We start from the raw sequence: 22,190 nt of genomic DNA, 5'->3' as shown, positions 1-22,190 counted from the left end.
CGACACCCGACACCCGACACCCCGAGCCAAGGCGATCCACATGACCACTGACAAGAACCGCGCCACCGCCGCCGCGATCCTTCCCCTGGTCGGCGGCCCGGACAACATCACCTCGATCGCGCACTGCATGACCCGCCTACGCATCTCGCTGCGCGACCGCTCACTGGTCCAGGACGAGGCCCTGCGCGCCCTCCCCGCCGTCCTCGGCGTGGTCGAGGACGGGACGAGCTACCAGATCGTGCTGGGCCCGGGTGCCGTCGCCCGCGTGACCCCGGAGTTCGAGGCACTCGTCGAGGAGGCCCGCGCCGCCGCACCGCCCGCACCCCCCGCCCCCACCACCGCGGACGACCTCGCCGCCCAGGGCGCGGCGCTGAAGGAGGCTCGGAAGGCCCGGAACGCCACCCCCTTCAAGCTGTTCCTGCGCCGGATCGCGAACATCTTCGTGCCGCTGATCCCGGCACTCATCGGCTGCGGCATCATCGCCGGGCTGAACGGCCTGCTGACGAATCTGGGCTGGGTGCCCGCCGTCGTCCCCGCCCTCGCCGCCATCGCGTCCGGCTTCATGTCCCTGATCGCGGTCTTCGTCGGATACAACACGGCCAAGGAGTTCGGCGGTACGCCGATCCTGGGCGGCGCGGTCGCCGCAATCATCGTCTTCCCGGGCGTCGCGAAGATCGACGCCTTCGGCCTGGAACTCAAGCCCGGTCAGGGCGGCGTCCTCGGCGCGCTCGCCGCCGCCCTCCTCGCCGTGTACGTGGAGAAATGGTGCCGCAGGTGGGTACCGGAGGCCCTGGACGTCCTGATCACCCCCACCCTCACCGTGCTGATCTCGGGCCTGGTCACCCTCTTCGGCCTGATGTACCTCGCCGGTGAGGCCTCCGCCGCCATCGGCACCTTCGCCAACTGGCTCCTCGCCAGTGGCGGCGCCTTCGCGGGCCTGGTCCTGGGCGGCCTCTTCCTCCCCCTCGTGATGCTCGGCCTGCACCAGGCCCTGATCCCCATCCACACCACCCTCATCGAGCAGGACGGCTACACCGTCCTGTTGCCCATCCTGGCCATGGCGGGTGCGGGCCAGGTCGGCGCGGCCATCGCCGTCTACTACCGCCTCCCGCGCAACGGTTCGCTCCGCGCCACCATCAGGTCCGCCCTCCCCGCCGGATTCCTGGGCATCGGCGAACCACTGATCTACGGCGTCTCCCTGCCCCTCGGCCGCCCCTTCGTGACCGCCTGCATCGGCGGCGCGGCCGGCGGCGCCTTCGTCGGCCTCTTCCACCAACTGGGCGTCGCCTTCGGCTCCACCGCCATCGGCCCCTCCGGCTGGGCCCTGTTCCCGCTGCTCGACGGCCGCTCCAGCGCGGGCATCACCCTCGCGATCTACGCGGGCGGCCTGCTCGTCGGCTACCTGGTGGGCTTCGCCGCCACCTACTTCTTCGGCTTCACCCGCCTTCTCTGCACTTCACTCAATCGGGAGGAGGGCGACGAGGAGCTGACGGCGGAAAGCACCGCCGACACCCCGAATACCGCCTCGCCTGCCACCGAGGAAGTAGCCGTACCTGTCCGCTGATGCCGAGCGGAGGCCGCCGGGCCGTCGTCCATGGCGATGACCTGGCGGCCGAACCTGTCAGAACGGCAGAACCAGGTCGTGCTGCTCCTCCGGTTCCGCTCTGCCGGCCGTGTCCGCCGGATCAGACCACTCACCGGGGATCGCCTGCAGTACCTCCAGCAGGTCGCCCTCTGTCCTGCCAACGACGACCAGATCCTGTCCCGAGTTTCCGGGCTCCAGACACAGCAACTTGCCCGCTGCGGAGAACCACCGGATCGGAGGTTCTCCAGGAGAGTGCCAGGCCGGGTACCCCGGCAGCCCGACCGGTTCGAATTGGTCTTCAACGCCGGAAAGGACCTCGGGTGTGGCCACGCAGTCTCGTCCGGTCGGGCCGTAGCGCCTACCCATCACCGTTTCGCTGAGGATCGTCTCCGCACAGGCGAGAGACAGGCTCGGCATGAACGGCTCCCACACCAGGTCGGGCAAGTAGTCCGAGAAGAAGACCACCGGTGGGTCATCGGCTGACAGCTGGTCAAGGGGAACACACCATCCCGCGCAACCCTGGTTCTCGCTTCGGAATACCAGCAGCTGTCCGGACGGATCGAGGAGCAGTTCGTCCGGAGGGAGCAAGGGGTTGTGGTGCGCAACGAGATCGCTGCGGCGACCGAAGAGCGCGTAGGCCTCGTGAAGAGCCACGGGAACCCGGCGCCCCAGTCGCTCCTCCGCACGGCACACTTCCGCCGGCACAAATCCGTCCCCCAGCGAGAGAGGAGTCGCCCAGGAGGCCGCGAATTCCTTGGCGAACTCCCACACTTGGGCCCGCTCACCCGAGGCTCCCGCAAGAGCCTGTGCCACATCGAACCTGTCGGCCATCTGGCGACCCTACGCCTCATCCTCAGGCCGCTCACGACGGGGCCGAGGAAGGCCCAGCTCCACCACCGGACGGTGAGTGAGTCGAGCAGCCTCAGCCTGTTTCGTGCGCAAGAACGTCAGCGTCAGATCGATGCCGTCGATCTCGCCGAGCCACTGCTCCTCCTCGGCCTTCTTGCGGCGGCGGAGAAGGTCCTTCTCCAGCTCCGCGAGCCTCGGCAGCATCTTGGGATTGATCTGGAGCATGGGGCAGCGGATGCAGGCGTGCTCGTGCTGGCAGGGGGTTCCGTAGGGGCGAGCGCAGTTGCCCAGCTCGACCTTGCGCTTGTCGAAGTGCTCCTCGAACTCGTCCCACTCTTGTGGTGTGACCTCGCCGTATTCCACCTCGGGCCGCAGAGATCGCCGGTGGTTGAGGAAGGCCTGGTAGTGGCCGACGACGTCCTCGGCGAACACGGCGACGTATCCCTGGGTCGTCTGCAGGTTCAGGTGTCCGAGCAGGGCGGCTCCGATGTGGATCGGCAAGCCTCCGTTGACGACCTCCGTGGCGAACAGCCGACGGAAGTCATGCGGGGTGAACTTCAAGCCCTCGAAGGCCGGGTTGGTCTCGGCCAGCTCTTTGCAGCTGCGGCCGAGCATGTTCAGCACCGTTGCGCCAGAGATGACGCCCGTCGCGGTCCCGAGGTGTCGCTGCATGAGGAAAGGCATCGGTTCCGACCACGTCCGTTCGTGCGGGTCGTACCGGGTCACCAGGGGGACGGTCCTGCCTTTTCGCGTATGACGGCGAAGGATCTGCGCGACAGCGTGGAACAACTCGGCCGACATCGGAATCACTCGCTCGCGCTCGCTCTTCGACGGCGCGACCACCAACAGGGCGATGACCTCGCCGTTGGGCCGTTGGTACTGGCGGATGCTCAGGTGCGTGAGCTCGCAGAGTTCCTCGACCCGGACACCACTGTGCCGCAGTACCTCGACCGCCGCCCACTCCCAGAAAGCGGATTCCTCGGCAACGGTCACGTTGATCCGCTCGCCCGATTCTTCGTCCGTGATCCGCACCGCCGGCTCCACCTCCGCCGCAGCCATACGCCGGTCGTACTGGGAGTTCCGCCGCCGGTAACGGCGTCCTTGGTGGACGAACTCCTCACCGAGCGCGACCGGACGAGCAGCAGCCAGCAGGCCTGCGTAGAACTCGTGGCGTGCTTCGACGTGGGCCACCAGTGCGGGCAGGAGTGGCTGCCGGACACGGACCCGGTCCGCCATTCGCCGGTTGATCTCCCGCCTTCTCTTTCCGAACCCCTTCAGATCCTGCGGACGGATGGGGCACGGAACGACCCACTGGGCCCACCGCTCCGGCTCTTCTACAGCCCAGCTGTGAAGGTCTACGTAGAGTCCGCGGACGGCAAGGAGGATGGATTCCGGGTCCAGACGCTTCCGAAGCTCCTGGCCCCCACCAGCGGTGCACGTCTGGAGCTCGGCTCGCCACTGGTCGTAGAGGTCCTGGCCGAGGACCAGGTCAGGGTGGCCTGGGCTCAGCTCCTCGATCTTGGCCCAGAAATGCTTGGCCAGATTCCGGGCAAGGCCCTCGATGGTGATGTAGTCCGTCTCCGCCCTCCTGCGGGTCAAGTAGTCGATCAATAGCTGCCGGACCGCGAGGCTTCGGATCGCATAGCGGTCCACCAGTTCCTCGATCGTCCGCTGGCCTCTGTAGACGAACGTCCTGAGGGTCGGTGGCGTCTCAGCCGGGAAGTGACCCATGGCGTGGAGCACCTGCCAGGCGCCGAGAGCGGCGAAACGGTTGTAGTTCTTGTTGGCTCCGTGGGTCAGTCCGAGACGCTTCGACTCCAGCGAGTAGTGCAGCAGCGCCGCGGGCGTCAGGTGTTCAAGTGCGATGCCCTGAGTGGTCAGTGCGCAGGTGAGATCGAACTTCGCACGCGCCTTGTGGACGTGTCCCATCGTGGGGTGTCCGTCAACGACCTCGAAGAACCGGTCCAGGAGGGGGTCGTTATGGATCTCCCGGAAGGGCTCGGCATACCGGGTGAACTTGTTGGCGCGGAAGCCGGACAACGACGGCTGGACCACCCGGAGACAGAAGGCCATCTTGGCGGCCGTGATCAGGTCGAAGCCGTCGTACTTGGACCCCTCACGCGCGAGGATATTGACCGAGAGCGCGTTCTCGTCGTCGAAGCCGCTGGCCTCCCAGCGCTGCTGCCAGGTCTCCCCTGGCAGCGTCTCCAAGTGTGCGAGCAGCATGCTCATCCCGCGCCGCCGCTTGTTCGCGTGGGAACGGTCCGAACGCCCCTTGAGCGCTCCCGTCGCGATCTCCCGGACGTCCTCCAGAGTCGCCCGGGAGAGATCCCCGAACGGCGTCGGCGGGACCTCCGGCCTCGACGCTGGTGCGGCCTTCACCGACGCGGTGGAGAAACGGCTCCTCGGCGCCTCCGGTCGTGCATCTTCCCTGTGGGCGGCGACGCGGCGATTCCGCGCTGTGTAGGTATCGGGAGTGTGGCGGTCAGGCACCGAACACCGCCTTGAAGTCGTCCTCGTCGTAGCCCGGTGCAATGCTGCGCACGACCTTGGGCCGGTTGTAGTGCTCCTGCAGGGCATCAAAGAGGTCCTCGACGCGGGCGTTGAGGTAGCGGCCCGTGGTCGCCAGGTCCGCATGCCGGAGGATCGCCCGGACCTCGGTCAGGGTCAGGTTCGGGTCGTTCGCCATACGACTGGCTGCCGTGTGGCGAAGATCGTGCAGCGTCCAGTTCGTACCGAGCTTCGCGTTGGCCCGCTGGATGACCCGGCGCATCGCCCAGTAGCTCAGCGGCTTGTCGGGGCCGCGCCGCGTCCGCAGCACGGGCTCGTGGGCCGCGGGCAGGCCGATGGAGTCGAGGTAGGCCGCGAGCACGATGAGGGCCTGCGGGCTGGCCGGTACGGGGTCCCGTTCCTTGGTCCCTTTGGAGATCACGTGGAAGATCTGCCGTGACCAGTCGATATCGGCCGGGGTGACCCCCAGAAGCTCTTCGGCTCGGGCACCGCTGGAGACGTAGAGCAGGACAGCGGCCCTGTCCCGGTCATGCGTCATCGCTTCGAAGAACTCGTCCCACAGAACGTCGGGAATCGCCCTTGGGTCGCTCTTCGACACTCGCTGCCGTAGCCGGGCCCGCCGGAATGGCTGCGCCGGCTCGGTGGAGTTTCGGTGTGCCAGCGCCCTTCGTTGTGCGAGCGACTCCGGGACGGGGTTGGTCAGCGGGCCACGTCCGTAGTGACGGTGGAAGGCGTAGAAGCTGCTGACCACGGTCAATGCGTGGTTGATCGTGCTCGGCGCATAGCCGGCCTGGAGGTACCGCTTACCCGTGCGGGGGTTCACCGACCCTGGACGTGGCGAGTCAGGACTGCTGCGGCGGCGCTGCGGGTTGGGTGCCGTACGGAGCCACCCCACGAGGGCGGCGGCCTCCGCCTCGGACGCCTTGTCCCACGGCAGATCGAGGAACCACAGCAGCCGGAACCAGCGCAGCAGGTCATGCGCGTAGCTGCGGCCGGTCAGCGGGCTGTTGTCGCTGAGCGCCAGGTCACGGAGGTACGAGAGCGCTGGCTCGACCACGTCCCCGGACGCGGTGAGGACGGCGTACGGCGGATGCTGGGTCTCCAGCTTGGCCACCGACCCGAGGCGAGGCACATCGGCCCGGCCTTCGATCAGGTCGTGGTGCAGGTTCGGTTTCACGCGGGCTCTCCTTGAGCGGGGACACATCGCCCTGCCCAACGAGCCGGAGAAGGTGCAGTTAACACACCAGATGCTGGCCGACCTCGACACCGACCCGGGCCCGGACCCCACGACCGCCACCGATGCACCCCCGAAGGAACGGGTCCCCGCCTAGCCCGCGATGCTGTGCGGATGCTGCTCCCCGCCGAAGCCGCCGCCGCGACGACCCGCATCGACGTCGTACGCATCACCGCCGGTCCCGAGCGGCACGGCGACCCGATGACCGGGCCCGTCGTGGGGCACTGGGAGGGTCCCGCCGTCACGGAGATGCTCACGGCCGTACGGAAGATCCCCGCCGCCGACCTCACCCTGTGCGGGTTCGCCCCCGGCTGGGGCCTGCGCGCGTACGCCGACCCGGCCGGGCCGCCGCTGTACGAAGCGGCGTTCTGCTACGGCTGCGACATGGCTTGGCTCTGGGGCCCCCGGGTCCCGGAGCCGCTGCACCGCCAGACCTTCGCCTCGGACTCGCCCTACGCGCTGTTCCTGCGCATGCGCATGCGCGCCGCGGGTCCGTCCTGATACGGGCGCGGGCATCATGCAGAGATGATCAACTCCATACCTCCCGTGGTCCCCGCCGGCCGGATGCGCGCCCTGCCGCAGCCGGAGTTCGAGTTGCCGGGCGGCATGCTGCTGCGCCCCTGGGCGGCGTACGACGTCCCCGCGCTCGTCGAGTCCTGCCTCGACCCGGACATCCGGCACTGGAACCGGCCCGCCCTGCTGTCCCCGGCCGAAGCCGAGGAGCGGATCGCCCGCTGGCACGCCCGCTGGCAGGACGAGGAGGCCGCGATCTGGGCCGTCGCCCCCGCCGCCGGAGGCCCGGCCGTCGGGCTCATCGGCATCGGCGACCTCGACCTCGCGGGCGGCAGCGGCGAGATCCTGTACTGGCTACTGCCCGCCGGGCGCGGACACGGGGTCATGGTGCCGGCCACGGAACGCGTCAGCCGCTGGGCCTTCGAGGACCTCGGACTGCACCGGATACGGATCACCCACTCCGTGGCGAACCCGGCCTCCTGCGCCATCGCGACCAAGGCCGGATTCCCCCTGGAGGGCACCATGCGCGGCGCCCTCCTGCACGCGGACGGCTGGCACGACGAACACCTCCACGCCCGCCTGCGCACCGATCCCCCGGTGTGAGAGGGGGTCACCGGGCCTGGGGCCGAGGCTGGATCGGGGGCAGGAACGGGGTCCGAGTCGGAGTGGGGGTAGAAGTCGGGCTCACGGTCGAGGGCGAGGGCGGGGTCGCGCCCTTCTCGGTGGCGCTGGCCTTTTCCAGGAGCTCTGCGTAGGGCGTCTCCGCCGTGGAGCCGCGCACCTGCGTGAGGCCGTACCGTTCAGCGGCTTCTTCGTTCGCTATGGGGTGCAGGGGGTCGTAGGAGATCCGTCTATTCGGTGGCGACACGTCCACAATGACGTGCGGATTCTTGCCGCCCAATCTCCACAGGGTGATGCGCTGTGGGCCGCGGGTCACGTTCAGGACTTCGCTGCTGTTCGAGATAGGGGTCCGGTATCTGTACTCCGCATTGGCCGGATCCCCCGGCTGGCAGTCCTCCTTGAGCGTCTTCCCCACCGTCCGGGAGCGCTCGTAGTCCGCGGTCATCTTCATCCTGTCTTTCCTGATCACGTACACCTCGGTCCGGGCCCTGACCGCTTCATACTTGTGAGGAACAGCACCGTCTATCTCAATGACCGCATCCTGGACGGCCTCTTCCCCTGGATTGAGTACGCGGCCGACCGGCGAGACGAACTCGCCATCGTAAATCAACTCGGCTGCGGCAGGCTTGTCGGGCTTTTTACCCGCAGGCAGACGGTCAGACTTGTTATTCGCAGGCACACCATGGACCCAGTAGATGCTGCCGAGGACGTAGACGGGCACCTGGCCGGCGTTCTTCACGAACAGACGGACCGTCACATACGCCCGCCCCGACCCTTTTTCCATGTTCGACTCCTTGAACTCCGCCCCACTCTGGATCAACGGCGTCGTCACAAAGGGAACATAGATCTGCGAATATGCAAGGTTGGCGGAGGCGATGAGGGTGGAAATTATCAACCCGATCGCGACTTTCCTGGGAACGCGGAGCCCCTTCCACGCCCCGCATTTGAGAAGTCCGTACAGGGCCACCGAGGACCAGACACCGAGGGCTATCCCGACCTCGGTGTAACCGGTGAACCGCTCGCCGATCTGTAGGAGGAGCAGGGCGATGCTACAGAGGAGGGAGATCACGACACCGACCAGAACGACCACTCCCGAGAAGCGCCACCGCCGCTTGGTCCAGTAGTCGATGGCGGCCAGGGCGGCCAATACCTCCACCACGGCCACGGCGAGGATGGTGAGTCCCGCGATCCGTCCGGCGTACGTGAGGGCATCGCCGCTGTCCGACATTCCGATCAGGAAGAGCGGATATGCCGTCGCGAGGAGGCCGACGACCATGAAGAAGCAAATGGTTCGCCGCACCCACGCCACGTCCGGCCAGACGGTGTGGTCTCCGCCGAGCCAGTGGATCTCGTGCCCCGGTTCCACACCGGCACGATCCAGGATTTTTCGGAGTTCCTTGAGGGACCCGGCCCTGCCGACGCGCCTGCCGCCCACCGAAACCGGCCGCAAGCCGAGGTCTTCAGGCGCCCCCACGGTTACCTCGGGCGTGTTCGCCATAACACCAGCCTGCCGCTCGACCGCGAGCGGCGCCCCTCGTGCGCCCCCTTGTGCGCCCCCGCCAGGGTGCACCCGACCCGGCGCAGAGGGAGGCTGGTGTTGACGTGTTGGTATTGCTCGACCCCCGGAGGAGTCCCATGCGTACCCGAATTCTCGCGGTCACCGCCGCCCTCGTACTGGCCGCCTTCGGCGCCACGGTCCCCGTTGCACAGGGCGCCGTACCGACTGTCCCCGGACCGACGTGCGAGTCCCACCACGGAATGGTGGAGTACGACTCTGCCACTGGCGTCTATAACTGCGTAGGCGGCTATTACGACGGCGAACGCATCACCAGCTGAACACGGCTCAGCCCGCGGCAGTACGCAAGAACCGCACCAGGTCGTCGACCTCGTAGCCGAGCTTCGGCCCGCGCTCGGCGGCCATCAGCAGCAGCTGGCCCACGATCTCCGCACCCCAGCCGTCCGTACCGTCCTGCGACCACTCCCACAGCTTCTCGATACCGAGGTCGGACATGAGCAGCCCGTGCTCCGTCCGGACCTCCCGGCAGGTCTCGGCGACGGCATCCAGCAGCCGCGCGCCCGGTCGTTCGCAGCGCAGCCCGAAGTACCCGCCGACGTACTCGACCACGCACCCCTGCGGCGGCCGCGCCTCGATGCGCTCGTAGCTCGGTGACTCCCCCACCGGGCAATGGATCAGTGTGAACCGGTGCCAACCCGGCGGCGGGGGTGGCTTGGGGCGCCATGCGGTCAGCCCGAAGGCCTCCTGTACCAGCGAGGTCGCCTCGTCCGCCGTGCCGGCCGTCCGCGCCTCCCGCCGGTCCCCGTCGTCCCCGACGGCCGTCCAGGCCCCGCCGCCCTCGTCGCTCTGCACGCGCACGGACAGTCCCATGCCGCCACGCCTCCACGCGCCACAGGCAAGGGCCGTCTCCAGGCCGCGCAGCTTCCAGCCGAGCTCGAAGGCGAAGTTCACCGCCTCCACGGCCTCGCTCACGAGCCCCCCGCCCGCTCGTGCAGGACGGCGGCCAGCCGGAGCGCGGTGTCCAGGTTGCAGCGGCCCAGGTCGACCAGCGGCAGGCCGTAGGTACCGGCGGCCGAGACCCGCTCCACGTCGAGCGAGGGGAACAGCACCCCGACCCCGGCGAGCGATTCCCGTAGCTGCTGGACGGCCTCCTCGGCCGCCTGCATGCGCTCCTGTGGGGAGAGCACCATGACATGTCACCTTTCTACTCTGAGTATCCAACTTCTTCACACAGAGTGGCGACGCGCTCACTAGCCTTTCAAGTGCGGACCCCGCAACAACCGCACATGTTGCTCAGGGAGTTGCCATGGCACGGAAGAACCTCGATCCCTCCTCCTCACCCCGCGCCCTCCTGGGCGCGGAGCTGCGCGTAGCGCGCGAACGCGCGGGCATGAGCCAGGCCGAGCTCGGCGAACGGCTCTTCGTGAGCGGGTCGTTCATCGGCCAGCTCGAAGCGGGCACGCGTCGTATGCACCTGGAGTTCGCCAAGCAGATCGACGAGATCCTCTCCACCGGCGGCTTCTTCGCCCGCAACTGCGGGGCACTGGCCAAGTCGAAGTACCCGAACCACTTCGCGGAAGCTGCTGAGGCAGAAGCGGAAGCGAAGACGATCCGGGAGTACGCACCCCTGGCGCTACCCGGGATGCTCCAGACGAAGGCATACGCCCGGGCTGTATTCATCGCCTACCAGCCAACAGCCACTGAGGAGGTCATCTCCGAACTGGTACAGAACCGGTTGGACCGCGCAGACGTCCTCAGCGATCCAACAACCCCGTTGTTCTGGTGTGTACTCGACGAATCGGCCCTTCGACGAGTCGTCGGCAGCCGAGCAGTGATGGCCGAAGTCCTGCGTCACATCGCAGCCCTGATCCGTACACGCCGGATCTTCGTGCAGGTCCTGCCGTTCAGCGCCGGCGCCCACTCGTCCATGGGCGGCACCCTGAAGCTGATGACCTTCGAGGACGCTCCCCCACTCGCGTACGTCCAGGGCAACGCCATAGGGGTGCTTCTGGACGATCCGGCAACCGTGGCACGGCATTCGCTGACCTACGATCTCCTCACGGCCGGCGCGCTGTCACCCAGCGAATCGCTGGCTTTGATCGAGTCCGTGGCGGAGGATTACGAACATGACCAGCACGCCTGAGTACGAACTGTCAGCGGCCATTTGGCACAAGTCCAGCTACAGCGACGGCACTGGCGGCGACTGCCTGGAAGTGGCCGACGGCCACCCCGACCTCGTCCCAGTACGGGACTCCAAGCAGCCCGAAGGCCCGCACGTGGTGTTCCACGCACGGGCCTGGGCGACCTTCGTCGCGGCGCTCTGAGCGATCAGAGACCGTCGGTGAACAGCAGCTTGTTCGGGCCGTCGTCGCTGAGGTTCTGGACGATGTCCTTCGTGGACACCTCGTCCAGGAAGTCCGTCACCTCCGCCGGCAGCGCGTTCGGGTGCTCCGACTTGTAGAGCGCGGCCACGCCCGTGACGTGCGGCGCGGCCATGGACGTACCGTCCAGGGCCACGCTGCCGCCGCCCAGACGCGCGGAGATGATCTCCTTGCCGGGGGCGTAGAGGTCCAGGCAGGTGCCCCAGTTCGAGAAGTCGGTCTCCTCGTCGAAGCGGTTCGTCGCGCCTACCGTCACCACGCGCGCGGCGGACGCGGGCGAGACGCGGCAGGCGTCGACGTTGTCGTTGCCCGCCGCGATGACCGGCAGCACGCCCCGGTCGGACACGGCGGTCGCGGCCGCGTTGACCGCTTCGAGCCGGCCGCCGCCCAGGGAGGCGTTCAGGACGGCGGGCTGCCGGATGTTGTTGGCCACCCAGTCGAAGCCGGCGATGATGCCCGCCCAGGAACCGCGGTTGTCACACCCGAGGACCCGGACGCTGACCAGGCTCACCTTGCGCGCCACACCGAAGGTCTCCCCGCCGACCGTGCCCGCGACGTGCGTGCCGTGGCCGTTGCAGTCCTGGCCGTTGCGGCCGTCACCGATCGCGTCGAAGCCCCGGACCGCCCGGCCGCCGAACTCCGGGTGGGTGAAGTCGATGCCGCTGTCGAGGATGTACGCCGTCACGCCCTGGCCGCTGCGGTTGGCGCTGAAGTCGTTGTCCAGCGGCAGGAAACGCTGGTCGATGCGGTCCAGGCCCCAGGAGTGGGAGGGCGACTTGGTCCCGATCCCCTTCGCGGGGGTCGGCGGCCCGGTCACCGTCGCGTCCTCCGTCACTGACATCACACCGTGCGCCCCGCGGACGGACTTCAGCTGCTCGGCCGTGAGGGACGCCGCGAAGCCGTTGATCGTCCTGGTGTAGGTGAACTTCGCCGCCAGGCCCAGTCGCTTCGCGAACGCCGCCGGGGCGACGTTCTTGTCGAGGGTGACGATGTAGCTGCCCGGGATGGCGTCCGCAGACGTGAGGAGCGGCGCCGGGGTCGGCTCCGGGGTGTCGGCGGAAGCCGCGCCGGCCGCGACGGGGGTCAGTGCGAGGAGGGCGGCGGCGGTCAGGGCTGCGAGCTGACGCATGAAGGGAACTCCCTGAAGTGCGTGGTACGTCGGCGTGGGGGAGCCGCCCCCGCGGTCCGGAATCCTCCGCGGGCGCGGCCCTCACCTCCATCGGGTCCGACCCGGAGAGGACTTGAGCCGCCCGCCGCCGCCTGGCGGATATCCCGGGGCGGCGACGGGAGGGCTTCCGCATACGGTGCAGAAAGGGTCATTTCGGGCTTTCGTCGGGGGCCTCGCCCCGATCGGGCAGCCTCGGAATTTTCACTCGTACGAGGACCTGACCACCCGTATCCGGATCGGGTCAGAGACCGCCGGTGTTGAGCAGCTGGTTGGGGGAGCTCTTGCTGACCTTGGACAGGACGTCCTTGGTGGTCTCCTCCTCGATGAACTCGGCGATCGCCCCCGGCGTCTCGGTCGGGTGCTCCTGCAAGTACAGCGCGGCCACGCCGGTGACGTGCGGGGCGGCCATGGACGTACCGCTCTCGGTCCTGCTGCCGCCGCCGAGCTTCGCCGAGACGATCTCCTCGCCGGGTGCGTAGAGCTCGACGCACGTACCCCAGTTGGAGAAGCTCGTCTCCTCCTCGTAGCGGTTGCTCGCCGCCACGGTCACCACCCGATCCGCGGACGCGGGCGAGACCTGGCAGGCGTCCTTCGCGTCGTTGCCCGCCGCGAGGACCGGCAGGACGCCCGCGTCGCTGAGCGCGGTGGCAGCGTCGTTGAGGGCCTTGGACAGCGAGCCGCCCAGCGAGCCGTTCAGCACAGCCGGCTTCTTGGCGTTCTTGGCCACCCAGTCCAGCCCCGCGATCATCCCCGCGTAGCTGCCCTGGCCGTCGCAGCCGAGGACCCGGACGCCGACGAGGCTCACCTTGGTCGCCACCCCGTACGTCTTGCCGCCGACGGTGCCCGCGACGTGCGTGCCGTGGCCGTTGCAGTCCAGGCCCTGCTGGGTGGCGGCGTCGGGCATCGCGTCGTAGCCGAACGTGGCGCGCGAGCCGAACTCGGTGTGCGTGTAGTCGATACCGGTGTCGAGGATGTAGGCGGTCACCCCGGCGCCGTTGCCGTTGACGGTGAAGGAGCCGTCGCCCTTGCCGTTGTCCTTGTCCCAGTCCGTCTTCTGGTCGATCCGGTCCAGCCCCCAGGACGAGGCCACACCAAGGGTGGAGGCACCGTCGTCACGGGACCGGGACGACGGGGCGGACACCTTCGTGTCCTCCTCCACGGACTTCACGCCGAGCGCGTTGCGGACGATCGTCAACTGCAGCGGGGTCAACGGGACGGCGAACCCGTTCAGCGCCGTCCCGTAGGTGAAGGTCGGCTTCACGCCCAGCGTCTTGGCCAGCTTCACCGCGTCGACGCCCTTGTCGAGGGTCACGATGTACTGGCCGGGCACGGCGTTCGCCGAGGCGACCAGGGGCGCCGGGGTCGGCTCCGGGGCGGCGGCCGACGAGGACGCCGTACCGGCTGCGACCGGGGCGAGGGCGACGAGTGCGGCGGTGGCCACACGTGCGACAAAGCGCATGGAAGGAACTCCCTGACGTGCTCGGAAAGTCGGCATGGGTGAGCCGCCCCCGCGGCACCACGTGCTCCTGCGGGGGCGGCCCGACGTTCCATCGGTCCCACCTCTCGGCGGGTTGAATCCTCACCCCCGGCCGGCCGGTCGTCCGCCGTCCCCGCGGGCACACCCGACGCGCACACTGCAGAAAGGATCATCCGCCTGTGCCGTCAGGTCCGTTCCCCGGCCCGTACGCCCCGTGGCGCCCGGAACAAGATCACCCGTACGGTCCGCCGCCACCTCAGGGGGGCGCACGGCCGGTGCGCCGCCCATGCTCCCGCCACACCCCCGGACCTCGTTGACCTGCACCGCAGCCCGTGGTGGCCTCGCCCCATGCGCAACCGTCTGAGCCGAGCCCTGCCCCTGGCCGTGGCCGTACTGGCCGCCGTCGCCGCCCTGCCGGCATGCGCGGCCACCGCCGCCGTGCCGGAGCCCGTACCGCACACCGCTCCCGCCGCCGATCACGCCACGTACATCGTCACCGTCCGGGAGAACAGCGACCCGACCGAAGTGGCGGACCGGGTCGGCGCCACCCCCCTGCACGTCTATCGCACCGTCCTGCACGGCTTCGCGGCACGGCTGAGCCCCGAGCAGGTCGCGGCCCTGCGCGCGATGCCGGACGTCGAGTCCGTGGAAGAGGACGGCTCGGCGAGTGGCGACAACGCCCCCGGCCACGACGAACACTGGGGGTGGGGGTTCGGAGGCAGGTGAACGAGGGTCGGATCGCGCCGGATCCCGGTGACGGGTTGCGAAGCCGATCCTGACCGTCGGCTCCGGCTGCCACGAGGTCCCGGAGGGCAGGGCGCCGCCCAGGAGCTCCTCGCCCGCTTCCGCGCGGCCGGGTCCTGACCCCGGCCGGCCGCCGTCACCAGCCGAAGACCGGGTCGATGTCGAAGGTCGGCGGGAGCAGGCCCTTGCGGTCCAGGTTGACGAAGACGTACGAGCCGGGCGGGCCGGGGTAGAAGGTGAACCGCTCGCCCAGCGGCAGGTCGCGCAGGACCGTGGGCTGCGCCCGGCGCCTGCCGTCGGCCAGGCCGTGGTGGGAGAGGTACGTCCGCCAACGGTCGGCGGTCACCACGCCGACCTCGTCCGGGCCGGTCGGGGCCAGCCCGCGCACGACCTCGTCGCCGACGCCCGCGTGCCAGACGCGACGGCCGTCGGTGAGGGAGTAGGCGGACACGCCGTTCTTCTTGCCCTCCTTCACCGGGGTGATCATCAGGTCGCCGGTCAGCACCGGGGACGGCTCGGAGAGCAGGTCCCCGGCCGGACCCGAGGCCGGTACGAAGCCGCGCAGCCGGCCCCCGGCGTCGAACAGCAGCACCGCGTCCATGCCGCGTTCGGCCGTCTCCGTGACGCGTACGACGGGCGGGACGGCGGACAGCACCCGCACCTCGCGCAGCCGACTCGCCGTGGGCAGCGCGGTCTGCCAGGCGCGGGTTCCCGTACGGGAGTCGACGGCCGTGATCCGGGCCGAGTCGCCGCACTCCTCCACGTACAGGGCGTGTTGATCCGAGCCGTCCACGGCCTTCACCGTGCAGTCGGCGGGTATCGGGACCCGCCAGCGCTCCGTGCCGCTGCGCAGGTCGAGGCCGGTCACCGCGTCGCGGTCGGCCACGACGGCGCTCGCGCCGGCCGCGGCCACCAGCGCCCGGCCGGCGTCCCGGGTCCACTCGACATGGCCGTCGGCCAGGTCCACGGCGACGACCTGCGAGCCGCACGCCCCCGGGCTCTCCCCGTAGGTGAGGAGGCCGATGCCCGACGGGGTCGTCCGGCTGAGCGCGCAGAGCGGCGTACGCTCCGGGGCGGGCAGCCGCCAGCCCTTGCGGCCCTCCCCGTTGTAGGCGACGAGGCCGTCGGTCCGGGCCCGTACGAGCATTCCGCGCGCGGGCGCCCAGACGCCGACCGGAGCGGCCGCCGGATGCACGGCCTCCTGCCATCCGGACAGGTCCATGTGCGGGCCGCGCGCGTACTCGAAGCCCAGCCAGCCGGGGACCGCCGCGGCCAGCCCCACGCAGACGGCGATCACCCGGACGTGCACCGGGGCGCGGCCGTGGCCGCGTTTCCTCGGCGTCCGCCACAGCAGCCACGCGGCGGCGGCGCACAGCGGGGCGAGGAGCGCGAGGGCGCCCGTGCCGCGCGGGCAGCTGTCGATCCCGCACACGCGGCCGGGGCCGTCGGTGAACACCAGCTTCGCCAGAAGGATCAGGTACAGCGCCGCCACCGCGGCGAACGCGGCGGCCGCGGTGAATGCGAGGTGGCCCAAGAGTCGTGCGGGCCGCGGTCGTTCCATGTCCATGATCCCCTCCGACCGCAGCCTAACCGGGGGCTCGGAACTCAGAGCGCGGAGCCTCCGGTGGCGTCGACCACACGCCCGGTCACCCAGCGAGCGGCGTCGGAGGCGAGGAAACCGACGACGTCCGCGATGTCCTCGGGGCGGCCGACGCGGCCGAGCGCGGAGAGGGAGGCGGCGTGCGCCTCGGCCTCGGCGTTGCCGCGCAGCCAGCCGGCGTTGACGTCGGTGTCGACGATGCCGGGGGCGACCGAGTTCACGGTGATGCCGCGGGCGCCGAGGGCCTTGGCGAGGTTCAGCGTCAGGGTGTCGAGCGCGCCCTTGGTGGCCCCGTAGGCGAGGATCTCGGGCATCGCGATGCGGGCGGCGCCGCTGGAGATGTTGATGATCCGGCCCCCGTCGCGCAGCCGCCCGAGTGCCTCCTGCACCACGAAGAACGGCGCCCGCACGTTCACCGCGAAGACGCGGTCGAAGTCCTCCTCGGTGATCTCGCCGAGTGGAATGGGCAGTCCGATACCCGCGTTGTTGACGATGATGTCGACCCCGTCCAGCCCCAGCTCGTCGTACGCCGCCCAGAGCGCGGCGGCGGAGCCGGGGCTGCCGAGCTCCGCCCGCAGGGTGAAGGCCCGGCCGCCGTCCTCGGCGATCCGCCGGGCGCTCTCGAGGGCGGCCGCCTCGTCGCTCGCGTACGTGAGCACCACCGTGACGCCGTCGGCGGCGAGCCGCTCGGCGATGGCCCGGCCGATGCCCCGGCTGCCGCCCGTGACCAGCGCTGTCCTGCTCATGAAGTCCCCCGTGAGATTCCGTAACGATCACTACAGAATTAACCTAACACGGTGCGCCGGTCCGTCAAGCCCCGAATGTTCGCGCCGTGACGTGGGTACCCGCGCGAGGCGCAATGGAGTCCAGCCCACTCCCCCGACACACCGCAGAGGACCGTCCCCATGACCTTCACGAGGACCCGTCGCCTGGCCTTCGCCCTCGTCGCCCTGCTGGCCGGCCGCCCGACTCCCGTCCGCGTCGGCGACTGACCCCTGCCGCAGGGGGCCGTGTTCCGCCGGTCAGCGCGCTCGGGCGGCCTCGATGAAGGCTTGGATCAGCTCCGGCGACTTCACGCCGCGCTCCCGCTCCACCCCGCTGGACACGTCCGCGCCCCAGGCCCCGGTGGCCGCGAGCGCCGCCCGCACATTGCCCGGGTTCAGTCCGCCGGCGAGCAGCCACCGCCCCTCGGGTGCGGTGAAGTCCGCCGCGCCCCAGTTCCACGGCTTGCCGGAGCCCGGGTCGGGCGCGTCCAGCAGCAGCAGGTCCTCGCCGTACTCGCCGCAGCGCTTCACGTGCTCGGCGGTGGCCCGCAGCAAGGTCCGGCCGTCGGCGCGCAGCGCCTCGAAGTCCTCGGGGCCCTCCTCGCCGTGCAGCTGCACCCCGCGCACCCCGCTCTCCTCGGTGAACCGGCGCACCTCCGCGACCGCCTGCCGCCGGAACACCCCGACGGTCAGCACCCCGTCCGGCACCCGCGCGGCGAGCTCCCGCGCGGTGGCCGCGTCGACGGTCCGCGGACTCCCGGGCGCGAAGACGAACCCGACGGCATCGGCCCCGGCGGCCACGGCCACGTCGACGTCGTGCGCGGTCCGCAGCCCGCAGATCTTGATGAACACGCCCGCCGCATCGGTCATGCGACCAGTCAACCAAACCCGCCGCCCCCACGGGTGGCACGTCCCACAGGCCGGTCACGGCGCCCCGGCGCCGCCTGGGGCCTCGTCCCGGAAACGCCCGAGGGCGGCACCCCTTCCGGGGTGCCGCCCTCGTTCGAGAACAGCCGATCAACCAGTGGCCGGAGCCGGGGTCGATCAGAAGTCCATGTCACCACCCGGCATGCCGCCGCCCGCGGGGGCACCGGCCTTCTCGGGCTTGTCGGCGATGACGGCCTCGGTCGTCAGGAACAGCGCGGCGATCGACGCGGCGTTCTGCAGCGCGGAGCGCGTGACCTTCGCCGGGTCGATGATGCCCTCGGCGATCATGTCGACGTACTCGCCGGTCGCGGCGTTCAGGCCGTGACCGATCGGGAGGTTGCGCACCTTCTCGACGACGACGCCACCCTCGAGACCACCGTTGACGGCGATCTGCTTGAGCGGGGCCTCCAGCGCGAGCTTCACGGCGTTGGCGCCGGTCGCCTCGTCACCCTCGAGCTCCAGCTTCTCGAAGACCGCGGAGGCCTGCAGCAGGGCCACGCCACCACCGGCGACGATGCCCTCCTCGACGGCCGCCTTCGCGTTGCGAACGGCGTCCTCGATGCGGTGCTTGCGCTCCTTGAGCTCGACCTCGGTCGCGGCACCGGCCTTGATGACGGCCACGCCGCCGGCCAGCTTCGCGAGGCGCTCCTGGAGCTTCTCGCGGTCGTAGTCCGAGTCGGAGTTCTCGATCTCGGCGCGGATCTGGTTCACGCGACCGGCGACCTGGTCGCTGTCACCGGCACCGTCGACGATGGTGGTCTCGTCCTTGGTGATGACGACCTTGCGGGCGCGGCCGAGCAGGTCGAGACCGGCGTTCTCCAGCTTGAGGCCGACCTCCTCGGAGATGACCGTGCCGCCCGTGAGGATGGCGATGTCACCGAGCATGGCCTTGCGGCGGTCACCGAAGCCCGGGGCCTTGACGGCGACGGACTTGAAGGTGCCACGGATCTTGTTGACGACGAGGGTGGAGAGCGCCTCGCCCTCGACGTCCTCGGCGATGATCAGCAGCGGCTTGCCGGACTGCATGACCTTCTCCAGGAGCGGCAGCAGGTCCTTGACCGAGCCGATCTTGGAGTTGACGATCAGGATGTACGGGTCGTCGAGGGACGACTCCATGCGCTCCATGTCGGTGGCGAAGTACGCCGAGATGTAGCCCTTGTCGAAGCGCATACCCTCGGTGAGCTCCAGCTCCAGACCGAAGGTCTGGGACTCCTCGACGGTGATGACGCCTTCCTTGCCGACCTTGTCCATGGCCTCGGCGATGAGCTCGCCGATCTGGGTGTCGGCGGCGGAGATGGAGGCCGTCGAAGCGATCTGCTCCTTGGTCTCGACATCCTTGGCCTGCGCCAGCAGGGCGGCGGAGACGGCCTCGACGGCCTTCTCGATACCGCGCTTGAGGGCCATCGGGTTCGCACCCGCGGCCACGTTGCGCAGACCCTCGCGGACGAGCGCCTGGGCGAGAACGGTGGCGGTGGTCGTACCGTCGCCGGCGACGTCGTCCGTCTTCTTGGCGACTTCCTTGACCAGCTCGGCGCCGATCTTCTCGTACGGGTCCTCGAGCTCGATCTCCTTGGCGATGGAGACACCATCGTTGGTGATCGTGGGGGCGCCCCACTTCTTCTCAAGGACGACGTTGCGACCCTTGGGGCCAAGGGTGACCTTGACGGCGTCGGCGAGCTGGTTCATCCCACGCTCGAGGCCGCGGCGGGCCTCCTCGTCGAACGCAATGATCTTGGCCATCTGAAGTGGTCCTCCCGGACAGCGGTGGATTGCTCCGGACCGCGCCCGCGCCCGCGACGGACGGCCTGCGTGCCCGGCGGTTCCTTCCCACCGGACCCTGCGGGCCTCACCGACCCGGTCCTCGTTTCAGTAGCACTCTCACCAGGAGAGTGCTAACGCCAATGATTAGCACTCGACCCCCCCGAGTGCAAGCGGCTTGGGGCAAGACCCCGCCACTACCGGGCCTACGCACGAGGGGCCCCCATCCCGTGTCCAGGATGTGGGCCCCTCGTGGTGTTCCAGGTCTTCGCCGAAGACTGTGCGTCGGTGGTCGATCGCTCCAGGACTAGCCGAGTGCGAGCTTGACCATGTCCGCCTGCGGACCCTTCTGGCCCTGCGAGATCTCGAACTCGACCCGCTGACCCTCTTCAAGGGTGCGGTACCCGTCCATCTGGATGGCGCTGTAGTGGACGAACACATCCGCACCACCGTCGACCGCGATGAAGCCGTAGCCCTTCTCCGCGTTGAACCACTTGACGGTGCCCTGAGCCATGCCTAACTCCCCTATTACTGGCCCTTGCGCAGGAACGCACTTCACGATCCCGGGTCAGAACTTGCGTCGGAACGCGTCGACCGAGGCTGAATGTATCTGCGCGGATGCTGTCTGCAACAGGTCAATCCGATGAGAATTCTGGACACAGAGAAACATTGAAATAGAGTGAAAATTTGCCATACTCCCGGGCAACTCGGGCCTGACATATCTCGCCAAAGCCCCATACCGCACTCGCATGTTGGCCCGATGTCGACCCTCACGCGGCCCGTTCATATGCGGCGGGCAAGAACAGCGGAGGGGACTTCCCCAACCCTACCGTGCCCAATCAAGCAGAATTGCCCCCTCCGCTTTTAGCGGAGGGGGCAATTTCGGTTTGCGCGTGTCACCTGGGAGACGACCAGGAGGAACCGGGGGATCCCGGGATCAGCAACCGCCGGCGACGGCCGGGATGATCGAGACGCCGGCGCCGTCGGGCGTCGCCGCCTGCAGCCCGCCCTCGAAGCGCACGTCGTCGTCGTTGACGTAGACGTTCACGAAGCGGCGCAGCTTGCCCTGGTCGTCCAGGACGCGCGCGGCGATTCCCGGGTGGCTCTTCTCCAGGGACTCGATGACCTCGGCGAGGGTCGCACCCTCGGCCGGGACCTCGGCGACGCCGCCGGTGTAGGTGCGCAGGATGGTGGGGATGCGGACGTTGACGCTCATGGCGCTACTGCCTTTCCGGTAGGGCGGAGGAGAAAGGGTCAGACCAGGCCGGCGGCGCGGAACGCGTCCAGGCTCGGGCGGATGGTGGCGGTCTGTCCGCTGTCCGCGGCCACCGCCTCCAGGGTCTTGAGGCCGTCACCGGTGTTGAGGACGACGGTGGTCAGCGTCGGGTCGAGCTGCCCGTTGTCGACGAGCTTCTTCGTCACGCCGACGGTCACGCCGCCCGCGGTCTCGGCGAAGATGCCCTCGGTCTGGGCGAGGATCTTGATGGCCTCGACGACCTGCTCGTCGTTGACGTCCTCGACGAAGCCGCCGGTGCGCCGGGCGATGTCCAGGACGTACGGGCCGTCCGCCGGGTTGCCGATCGCGAGGGACTTGGCGATGGTGTTCGGCTTCTGCGGGCGGACCACGTCGTGACCGGCCTTGAAGGCGGTGGACACCGGGGAGCAGCCCTCGGCCTGGGCGCCGAAGATCTTGTACGGCTTGTCCTCGACGAGGCCGAGCTTGATGAGCTCCTGCAGACCCTTGTCGATCTTCGTCAGCTGCGAGCCGGACGCGATCGGGATGACGATCTGGTCGGGCAGCTGCCAGCCGAGCTGCTCGCAGATCTCGTACGCGAGCGTCTTGGAGCCCTCGCCGTAGTACGGGCGCAGGTTGACGTTGACGAAGCCCCAGCCCTCGCCCAGCGGGTCACCGATGAGCTCGGAGCAGAAGCGGTTGACGTCGTCGTAGTTGCCCTCGATGCCGACCAGATCGCCGCCGTACACACCGGCCATGACGACCTTGCCCTGCTCCAGGTCGTGCGGGATGAACACGCAGGAGCGGAAGCCGGCCCGGGCGGCCGCGGCGCCGACGGCGCCGGCCAGGTTGCCGGTCGAGGAGCAGGACAGGGTGGTGAAGCCGAAGGCACGGGCGGCCTCGACGGCGATCGCCACGACGCGGTCCTTGAAGGAGTGCGTCGGGTTGCCGGAGTCGTCCTTGACGTAGAGCTTGCCGGTGATGCCCAGCTCCTTGGCCAGGTTGGCCGCGTCCACGAGCTTGGTGAAGCCGGGGTTCAGGCTGGGCTTGGACGCCACGTCCGCGGGGACGGGCAGCAGCGGCGCGTAACGCCAGATGTTGTTCGGGCCGGCCTCGATCGCGGCGCGCAGGGCCTCGGGGTCACCGGTCGGAAGGTCGTAGGCGACTTCCAGCGGTCCGAAGCACTCGGCGCACGCGAAGATGGGGCCGAGCTCGAAGCGGGTACCGCACTCGCGACAGGAAAGGCCGGTGGCAGGTCCGAGATCAACAGAGGTGGCGACAGTCTGTGCAGCCATGATGGCGAGGCCC

At 69.4% G+C, this 22,190-nt stretch carries 22 protein-coding genes; 7 read left to right on the top strand and 15 right to left on the bottom strand.

Annotation, left to right across the window (positions count from 1 at the left end):
- Positions 1 to 40 precede the first annotated feature (40 nt).
- On the top strand, positions 41 to 1,564 hold the full coding sequence (locus tag AB8A24_RS25135; protein ID WP_369477724.1) for a PTS transporter subunit EIIC: 1,524 nt from the start codon (positions 41 to 43) through the stop codon (positions 1,562 to 1,564).
- Between the two features lie 57 nt (positions 1,565 to 1,621).
- Here the strand turns inward: AB8A24_RS25135 and AB8A24_RS25130 are convergent, their stop codons facing one another.
- The 3 genes from AB8A24_RS25130 to AB8A24_RS25120 form a co-directional block, all read right to left on the bottom strand.
- Positions 1,622 to 2,416, bottom strand: a complete 795-nt coding sequence (locus AB8A24_RS25130; RefSeq protein WP_369477723.1) for an SMI1/KNR4 family protein — start codon at positions 2,414 to 2,416, stop codon at positions 1,622 to 1,624.
- A 9-nt stretch (positions 2,417 to 2,425) separates the two neighbouring features.
- Complete coding sequence (locus AB8A24_RS25125) at positions 2,426 to 4,666, bottom strand: site-specific integrase (protein WP_328962781.1); 2,241 nt, start codon at positions 4,664 to 4,666, stop codon at positions 2,426 to 2,428.
- A gap of 253 nt (positions 4,667 to 4,919) precedes the next feature.
- Positions 4,920 to 6,122 carry a site-specific integrase gene (locus tag AB8A24_RS25120; protein ID WP_328962780.1) on the bottom strand — a complete coding sequence of 401 codons (1,203 nt, stop codon included), beginning with the start codon at positions 6,120 to 6,122 and terminating at the stop codon, positions 4,920 to 4,922.
- Between the two features lie 171 nt (positions 6,123 to 6,293).
- Here AB8A24_RS25120 and AB8A24_RS25115 point away from each other — a divergent pair, with 171 nt between their 5' ends.
- A complete protein-coding gene (locus AB8A24_RS25115) occupies positions 6,294 to 6,680 on the top strand; it encodes a hypothetical protein (protein ID WP_369477722.1) in 387 nt (128 codons plus the stop codon).
- 24 nt (positions 6,681 to 6,704) lie between these two features.
- On the top strand, positions 6,705 to 7,295 hold the full coding sequence (locus tag AB8A24_RS25110; RefSeq protein ID WP_369477721.1) for a GNAT family N-acetyltransferase: 591 nt from the start codon (positions 6,705 to 6,707) through the stop codon (positions 7,293 to 7,295).
- Positions 7,296 to 7,302: 7 nt separating this feature from the next.
- On the opposite strand, the gene AB8A24_RS25105 is transcribed toward AB8A24_RS25110, so the two are convergent.
- Positions 7,303 to 8,811, bottom strand: a complete 1,509-nt coding sequence (locus AB8A24_RS25105; protein WP_369477720.1) for a hypothetical protein — start codon at positions 8,809 to 8,811, stop codon at positions 7,303 to 7,305.
- Positions 8,812 to 8,948: 137 nt separating this feature from the next.
- Between AB8A24_RS25105 and AB8A24_RS25100 the strand changes: the two genes are divergently transcribed.
- On the top strand, positions 8,949 to 9,149 hold the full coding sequence (locus AB8A24_RS25100) for a hypothetical protein (RefSeq protein WP_328962776.1): 201 nt from the start codon (positions 8,949 to 8,951) through the stop codon (positions 9,147 to 9,149).
- Between the two features lie 7 nt (positions 9,150 to 9,156).
- Here AB8A24_RS25100 and AB8A24_RS25095 read toward each other — a convergent pair whose 3' ends face one another.
- Both AB8A24_RS25095 and AB8A24_RS25090 read right to left on the bottom strand, forming a co-directional pair.
- Entirely contained in the window at positions 9,157 to 9,801 is a 645-nt protein-coding gene (locus tag AB8A24_RS25095) for a hypothetical protein (protein ID WP_328962775.1), read from the bottom strand.
- Positions 9,798 to 10,019, bottom strand: coding sequence for a hypothetical protein (locus tag AB8A24_RS25090; RefSeq protein ID WP_033223642.1), 222 nt, complete (start codon positions 10,017 to 10,019; stop codon positions 9,798 to 9,800). The genes AB8A24_RS25095 and AB8A24_RS25090 overlap by 4 nt, the downstream gene beginning before the upstream one ends.
- Before the next feature lie 116 nt (positions 10,020 to 10,135).
- Here AB8A24_RS25090 and AB8A24_RS25085 point away from each other — a divergent pair, with 116 nt between their 5' ends.
- Positions 10,136 to 10,972 carry a Scr1 family TA system antitoxin-like transcriptional regulator gene (locus tag AB8A24_RS25085; protein WP_369477719.1) on the top strand — a complete coding sequence of 279 codons (837 nt, stop codon included), beginning with the start codon at positions 10,136 to 10,138 and terminating at the stop codon, positions 10,970 to 10,972.
- Entirely contained in the window at positions 10,956 to 11,153 is a 198-nt protein-coding gene (locus AB8A24_RS25080; protein WP_328962773.1) for a DUF397 domain-containing protein, read from the top strand. Before AB8A24_RS25085 ends, AB8A24_RS25080 begins: the two co-directional genes overlap by 17 nt.
- Before the next feature lie 4 nt (positions 11,154 to 11,157).
- On the opposite strand, the gene AB8A24_RS25075 is transcribed toward AB8A24_RS25080, so the two are convergent.
- On the bottom strand, positions 11,158 to 12,339 hold the full coding sequence (locus AB8A24_RS25075) for a S8 family peptidase (RefSeq protein ID WP_328962772.1): 1,182 nt from the start codon (positions 12,337 to 12,339) through the stop codon (positions 11,158 to 11,160).
- A 280-nt stretch (positions 12,340 to 12,619) separates the two neighbouring features.
- Positions 12,620 to 13,837 (bottom strand): S8 family peptidase, encoded by a 1,218-nt coding sequence (locus tag AB8A24_RS25070; protein WP_328962771.1) that lies wholly within the window; start codon positions 13,835 to 13,837, stop codon positions 12,620 to 12,622.
- A 366-nt stretch (positions 13,838 to 14,203) separates the two neighbouring features.
- Between AB8A24_RS25070 and AB8A24_RS25065 the strand changes: the two genes are divergently transcribed.
- Positions 14,204 to 14,581 (top strand): protease inhibitor I9 family protein, encoded by a 378-nt coding sequence (locus tag AB8A24_RS25065; protein WP_328962770.1) that lies wholly within the window; start codon positions 14,204 to 14,206, stop codon positions 14,579 to 14,581.
- Positions 14,582 to 14,735: 154 nt separating this feature from the next.
- Here the strand turns inward: AB8A24_RS25065 and AB8A24_RS25060 are convergent, their stop codons facing one another.
- The 7 genes from AB8A24_RS25060 to thrC all read right to left on the bottom strand — a co-directional run bounded on the left by AB8A24_RS25060 (position 14,736) and on the right by thrC (position 22,177).
- Positions 14,736 to 16,166, bottom strand: coding sequence for a PQQ-binding-like beta-propeller repeat protein (locus AB8A24_RS25060; protein ID WP_369477718.1), 1,431 nt, complete (start codon positions 16,164 to 16,166; stop codon positions 14,736 to 14,738).
- Between the two features lie 38 nt (positions 16,167 to 16,204).
- Positions 16,205 to 16,945, bottom strand: coding sequence for an SDR family oxidoreductase (locus AB8A24_RS25055; RefSeq protein ID WP_328962768.1), 741 nt, complete (start codon positions 16,943 to 16,945; stop codon positions 16,205 to 16,207).
- 276 nt (positions 16,946 to 17,221) lie between these two features.
- A complete protein-coding gene (locus tag AB8A24_RS25050) occupies positions 17,222 to 17,833 on the bottom strand; it encodes a phosphoribosylanthranilate isomerase (protein ID WP_369477717.1) in 612 nt (203 codons plus the stop codon).
- A gap of 174 nt (positions 17,834 to 18,007) precedes the next feature.
- Complete coding sequence (gene groL, locus AB8A24_RS25045) at positions 18,008 to 19,630, bottom strand: chaperonin GroEL (RefSeq protein WP_033223630.1); 1,623 nt, start codon at positions 19,628 to 19,630, stop codon at positions 18,008 to 18,010.
- A 325-nt stretch (positions 19,631 to 19,955) separates the two neighbouring features.
- On the bottom strand, positions 19,956 to 20,162 hold the full coding sequence (locus AB8A24_RS25040; protein ID WP_030009783.1) for a cold-shock protein: 207 nt from the start codon (positions 20,160 to 20,162) through the stop codon (positions 19,956 to 19,958).
- Between the two features lie 423 nt (positions 20,163 to 20,585).
- Positions 20,586 to 20,864, bottom strand: coding sequence for a MoaD/ThiS family protein (locus AB8A24_RS25035; protein WP_030727568.1), 279 nt, complete (start codon positions 20,862 to 20,864; stop codon positions 20,586 to 20,588).
- A 38-nt stretch (positions 20,865 to 20,902) separates the two neighbouring features.
- A complete protein-coding gene (gene thrC, locus AB8A24_RS25030) occupies positions 20,903 to 22,177 on the bottom strand; it encodes a threonine synthase (RefSeq protein ID WP_328962766.1) in 1,275 nt (424 codons plus the stop codon).
- Between the last annotated feature and the right edge of the window lie 13 nt (positions 22,178 to 22,190).

The organism is Streptomyces sp. BF23-19, assembly GCF_041106355.1.
GTDB lineage: Bacteria > Actinomycetota > Actinomycetes > Streptomycetales > Streptomycetaceae > Streptomyces > Streptomyces virginiae_A.
This window is presented reverse-complemented; position numbering and strand designations above follow the sequence as displayed.

Excerpts from the sequence above, each read along its gene's own strand:
- AB8A24_RS25135 (WP_369477724.1), top strand. The coding sequence starts at position 41 with ATGACCACTGACAAGAACCGCGCCACCGCCGCCGCGATCCTTCCCCTG.
- AB8A24_RS25130 (WP_369477723.1), bottom strand. The coding sequence starts at position 2,416 with ATGGCCGACAGGTTCGATGTGGCACAGGCTCTTGCGGGAGCCTCGGGT.
- AB8A24_RS25125 (WP_328962781.1), bottom strand. The coding sequence starts at position 4,666 with ATGAGCATGCTGCTCGCACACTTGGAGACGCTGCCAGGGGAGACCTGG.
- AB8A24_RS25115 (WP_369477722.1), top strand. The coding sequence starts at position 6,294 with ATGCTGCTCCCCGCCGAAGCCGCCGCCGCGACGACCCGCATCGACGTC.
- AB8A24_RS25110 (WP_369477721.1), top strand. The coding sequence starts at position 6,705 with ATGATCAACTCCATACCTCCCGTGGTCCCCGCCGGCCGGATGCGCGCC.
- AB8A24_RS25105 (WP_369477720.1), bottom strand. The coding sequence starts at position 8,811 with ATGGCGAACACGCCCGAGGTAACCGTGGGGGCGCCTGAAGACCTCGGC.
- AB8A24_RS25100 (WP_328962776.1), top strand. The coding sequence starts at position 8,949 with ATGCGTACCCGAATTCTCGCGGTCACCGCCGCCCTCGTACTGGCCGCC.
- AB8A24_RS25090 (WP_033223642.1), bottom strand. The coding sequence starts at position 10,019 with ATGGTGCTCTCCCCACAGGAGCGCATGCAGGCGGCCGAGGAGGCCGTC.
- AB8A24_RS25085 (WP_369477719.1), top strand. The coding sequence starts at position 10,136 with ATGGCACGGAAGAACCTCGATCCCTCCTCCTCACCCCGCGCCCTCCTG.
- AB8A24_RS25080 (WP_328962773.1), top strand. The coding sequence starts at position 10,956 with ATGACCAGCACGCCTGAGTACGAACTGTCAGCGGCCATTTGGCACAAG.
- AB8A24_RS25075 (WP_328962772.1), bottom strand. The coding sequence starts at position 12,339 with ATGCGTCAGCTCGCAGCCCTGACCGCCGCCGCCCTCCTCGCACTGACC.
- AB8A24_RS25070 (WP_328962771.1), bottom strand. The coding sequence starts at position 13,837 with ATGCGCTTTGTCGCACGTGTGGCCACCGCCGCACTCGTCGCCCTCGCC.
- AB8A24_RS25065 (WP_328962770.1), top strand. The coding sequence starts at position 14,204 with ATGCGCAACCGTCTGAGCCGAGCCCTGCCCCTGGCCGTGGCCGTACTG.
- AB8A24_RS25060 (WP_369477718.1), bottom strand. The coding sequence starts at position 16,166 with ATGGACATGGAACGACCGCGGCCCGCACGACTCTTGGGCCACCTCGCA.
- AB8A24_RS25055 (WP_328962768.1), bottom strand. The coding sequence starts at position 16,945 with ATGAGCAGGACAGCGCTGGTCACGGGCGGCAGCCGGGGCATCGGCCGG.
- AB8A24_RS25050 (WP_369477717.1), bottom strand. The coding sequence starts at position 17,833 with ATGACCGATGCGGCGGGCGTGTTCATCAAGATCTGCGGGCTGCGGACC.
- groL (WP_033223630.1), bottom strand. The coding sequence starts at position 19,630 with ATGGCCAAGATCATTGCGTTCGACGAGGAGGCCCGCCGCGGCCTCGAG.
- AB8A24_RS25040 (WP_030009783.1), bottom strand. The coding sequence starts at position 20,162 with ATGGCTCAGGGCACCGTCAAGTGGTTCAACGCGGAGAAGGGCTACGGC.
- AB8A24_RS25035 (WP_030727568.1), bottom strand. The coding sequence starts at position 20,864 with ATGAGCGTCAACGTCCGCATCCCCACCATCCTGCGCACCTACACCGGC.
- thrC (WP_328962766.1), bottom strand. The coding sequence starts at position 22,177 with ATGGCTGCACAGACTGTCGCCACCTCTGTTGATCTCGGACCTGCCACC.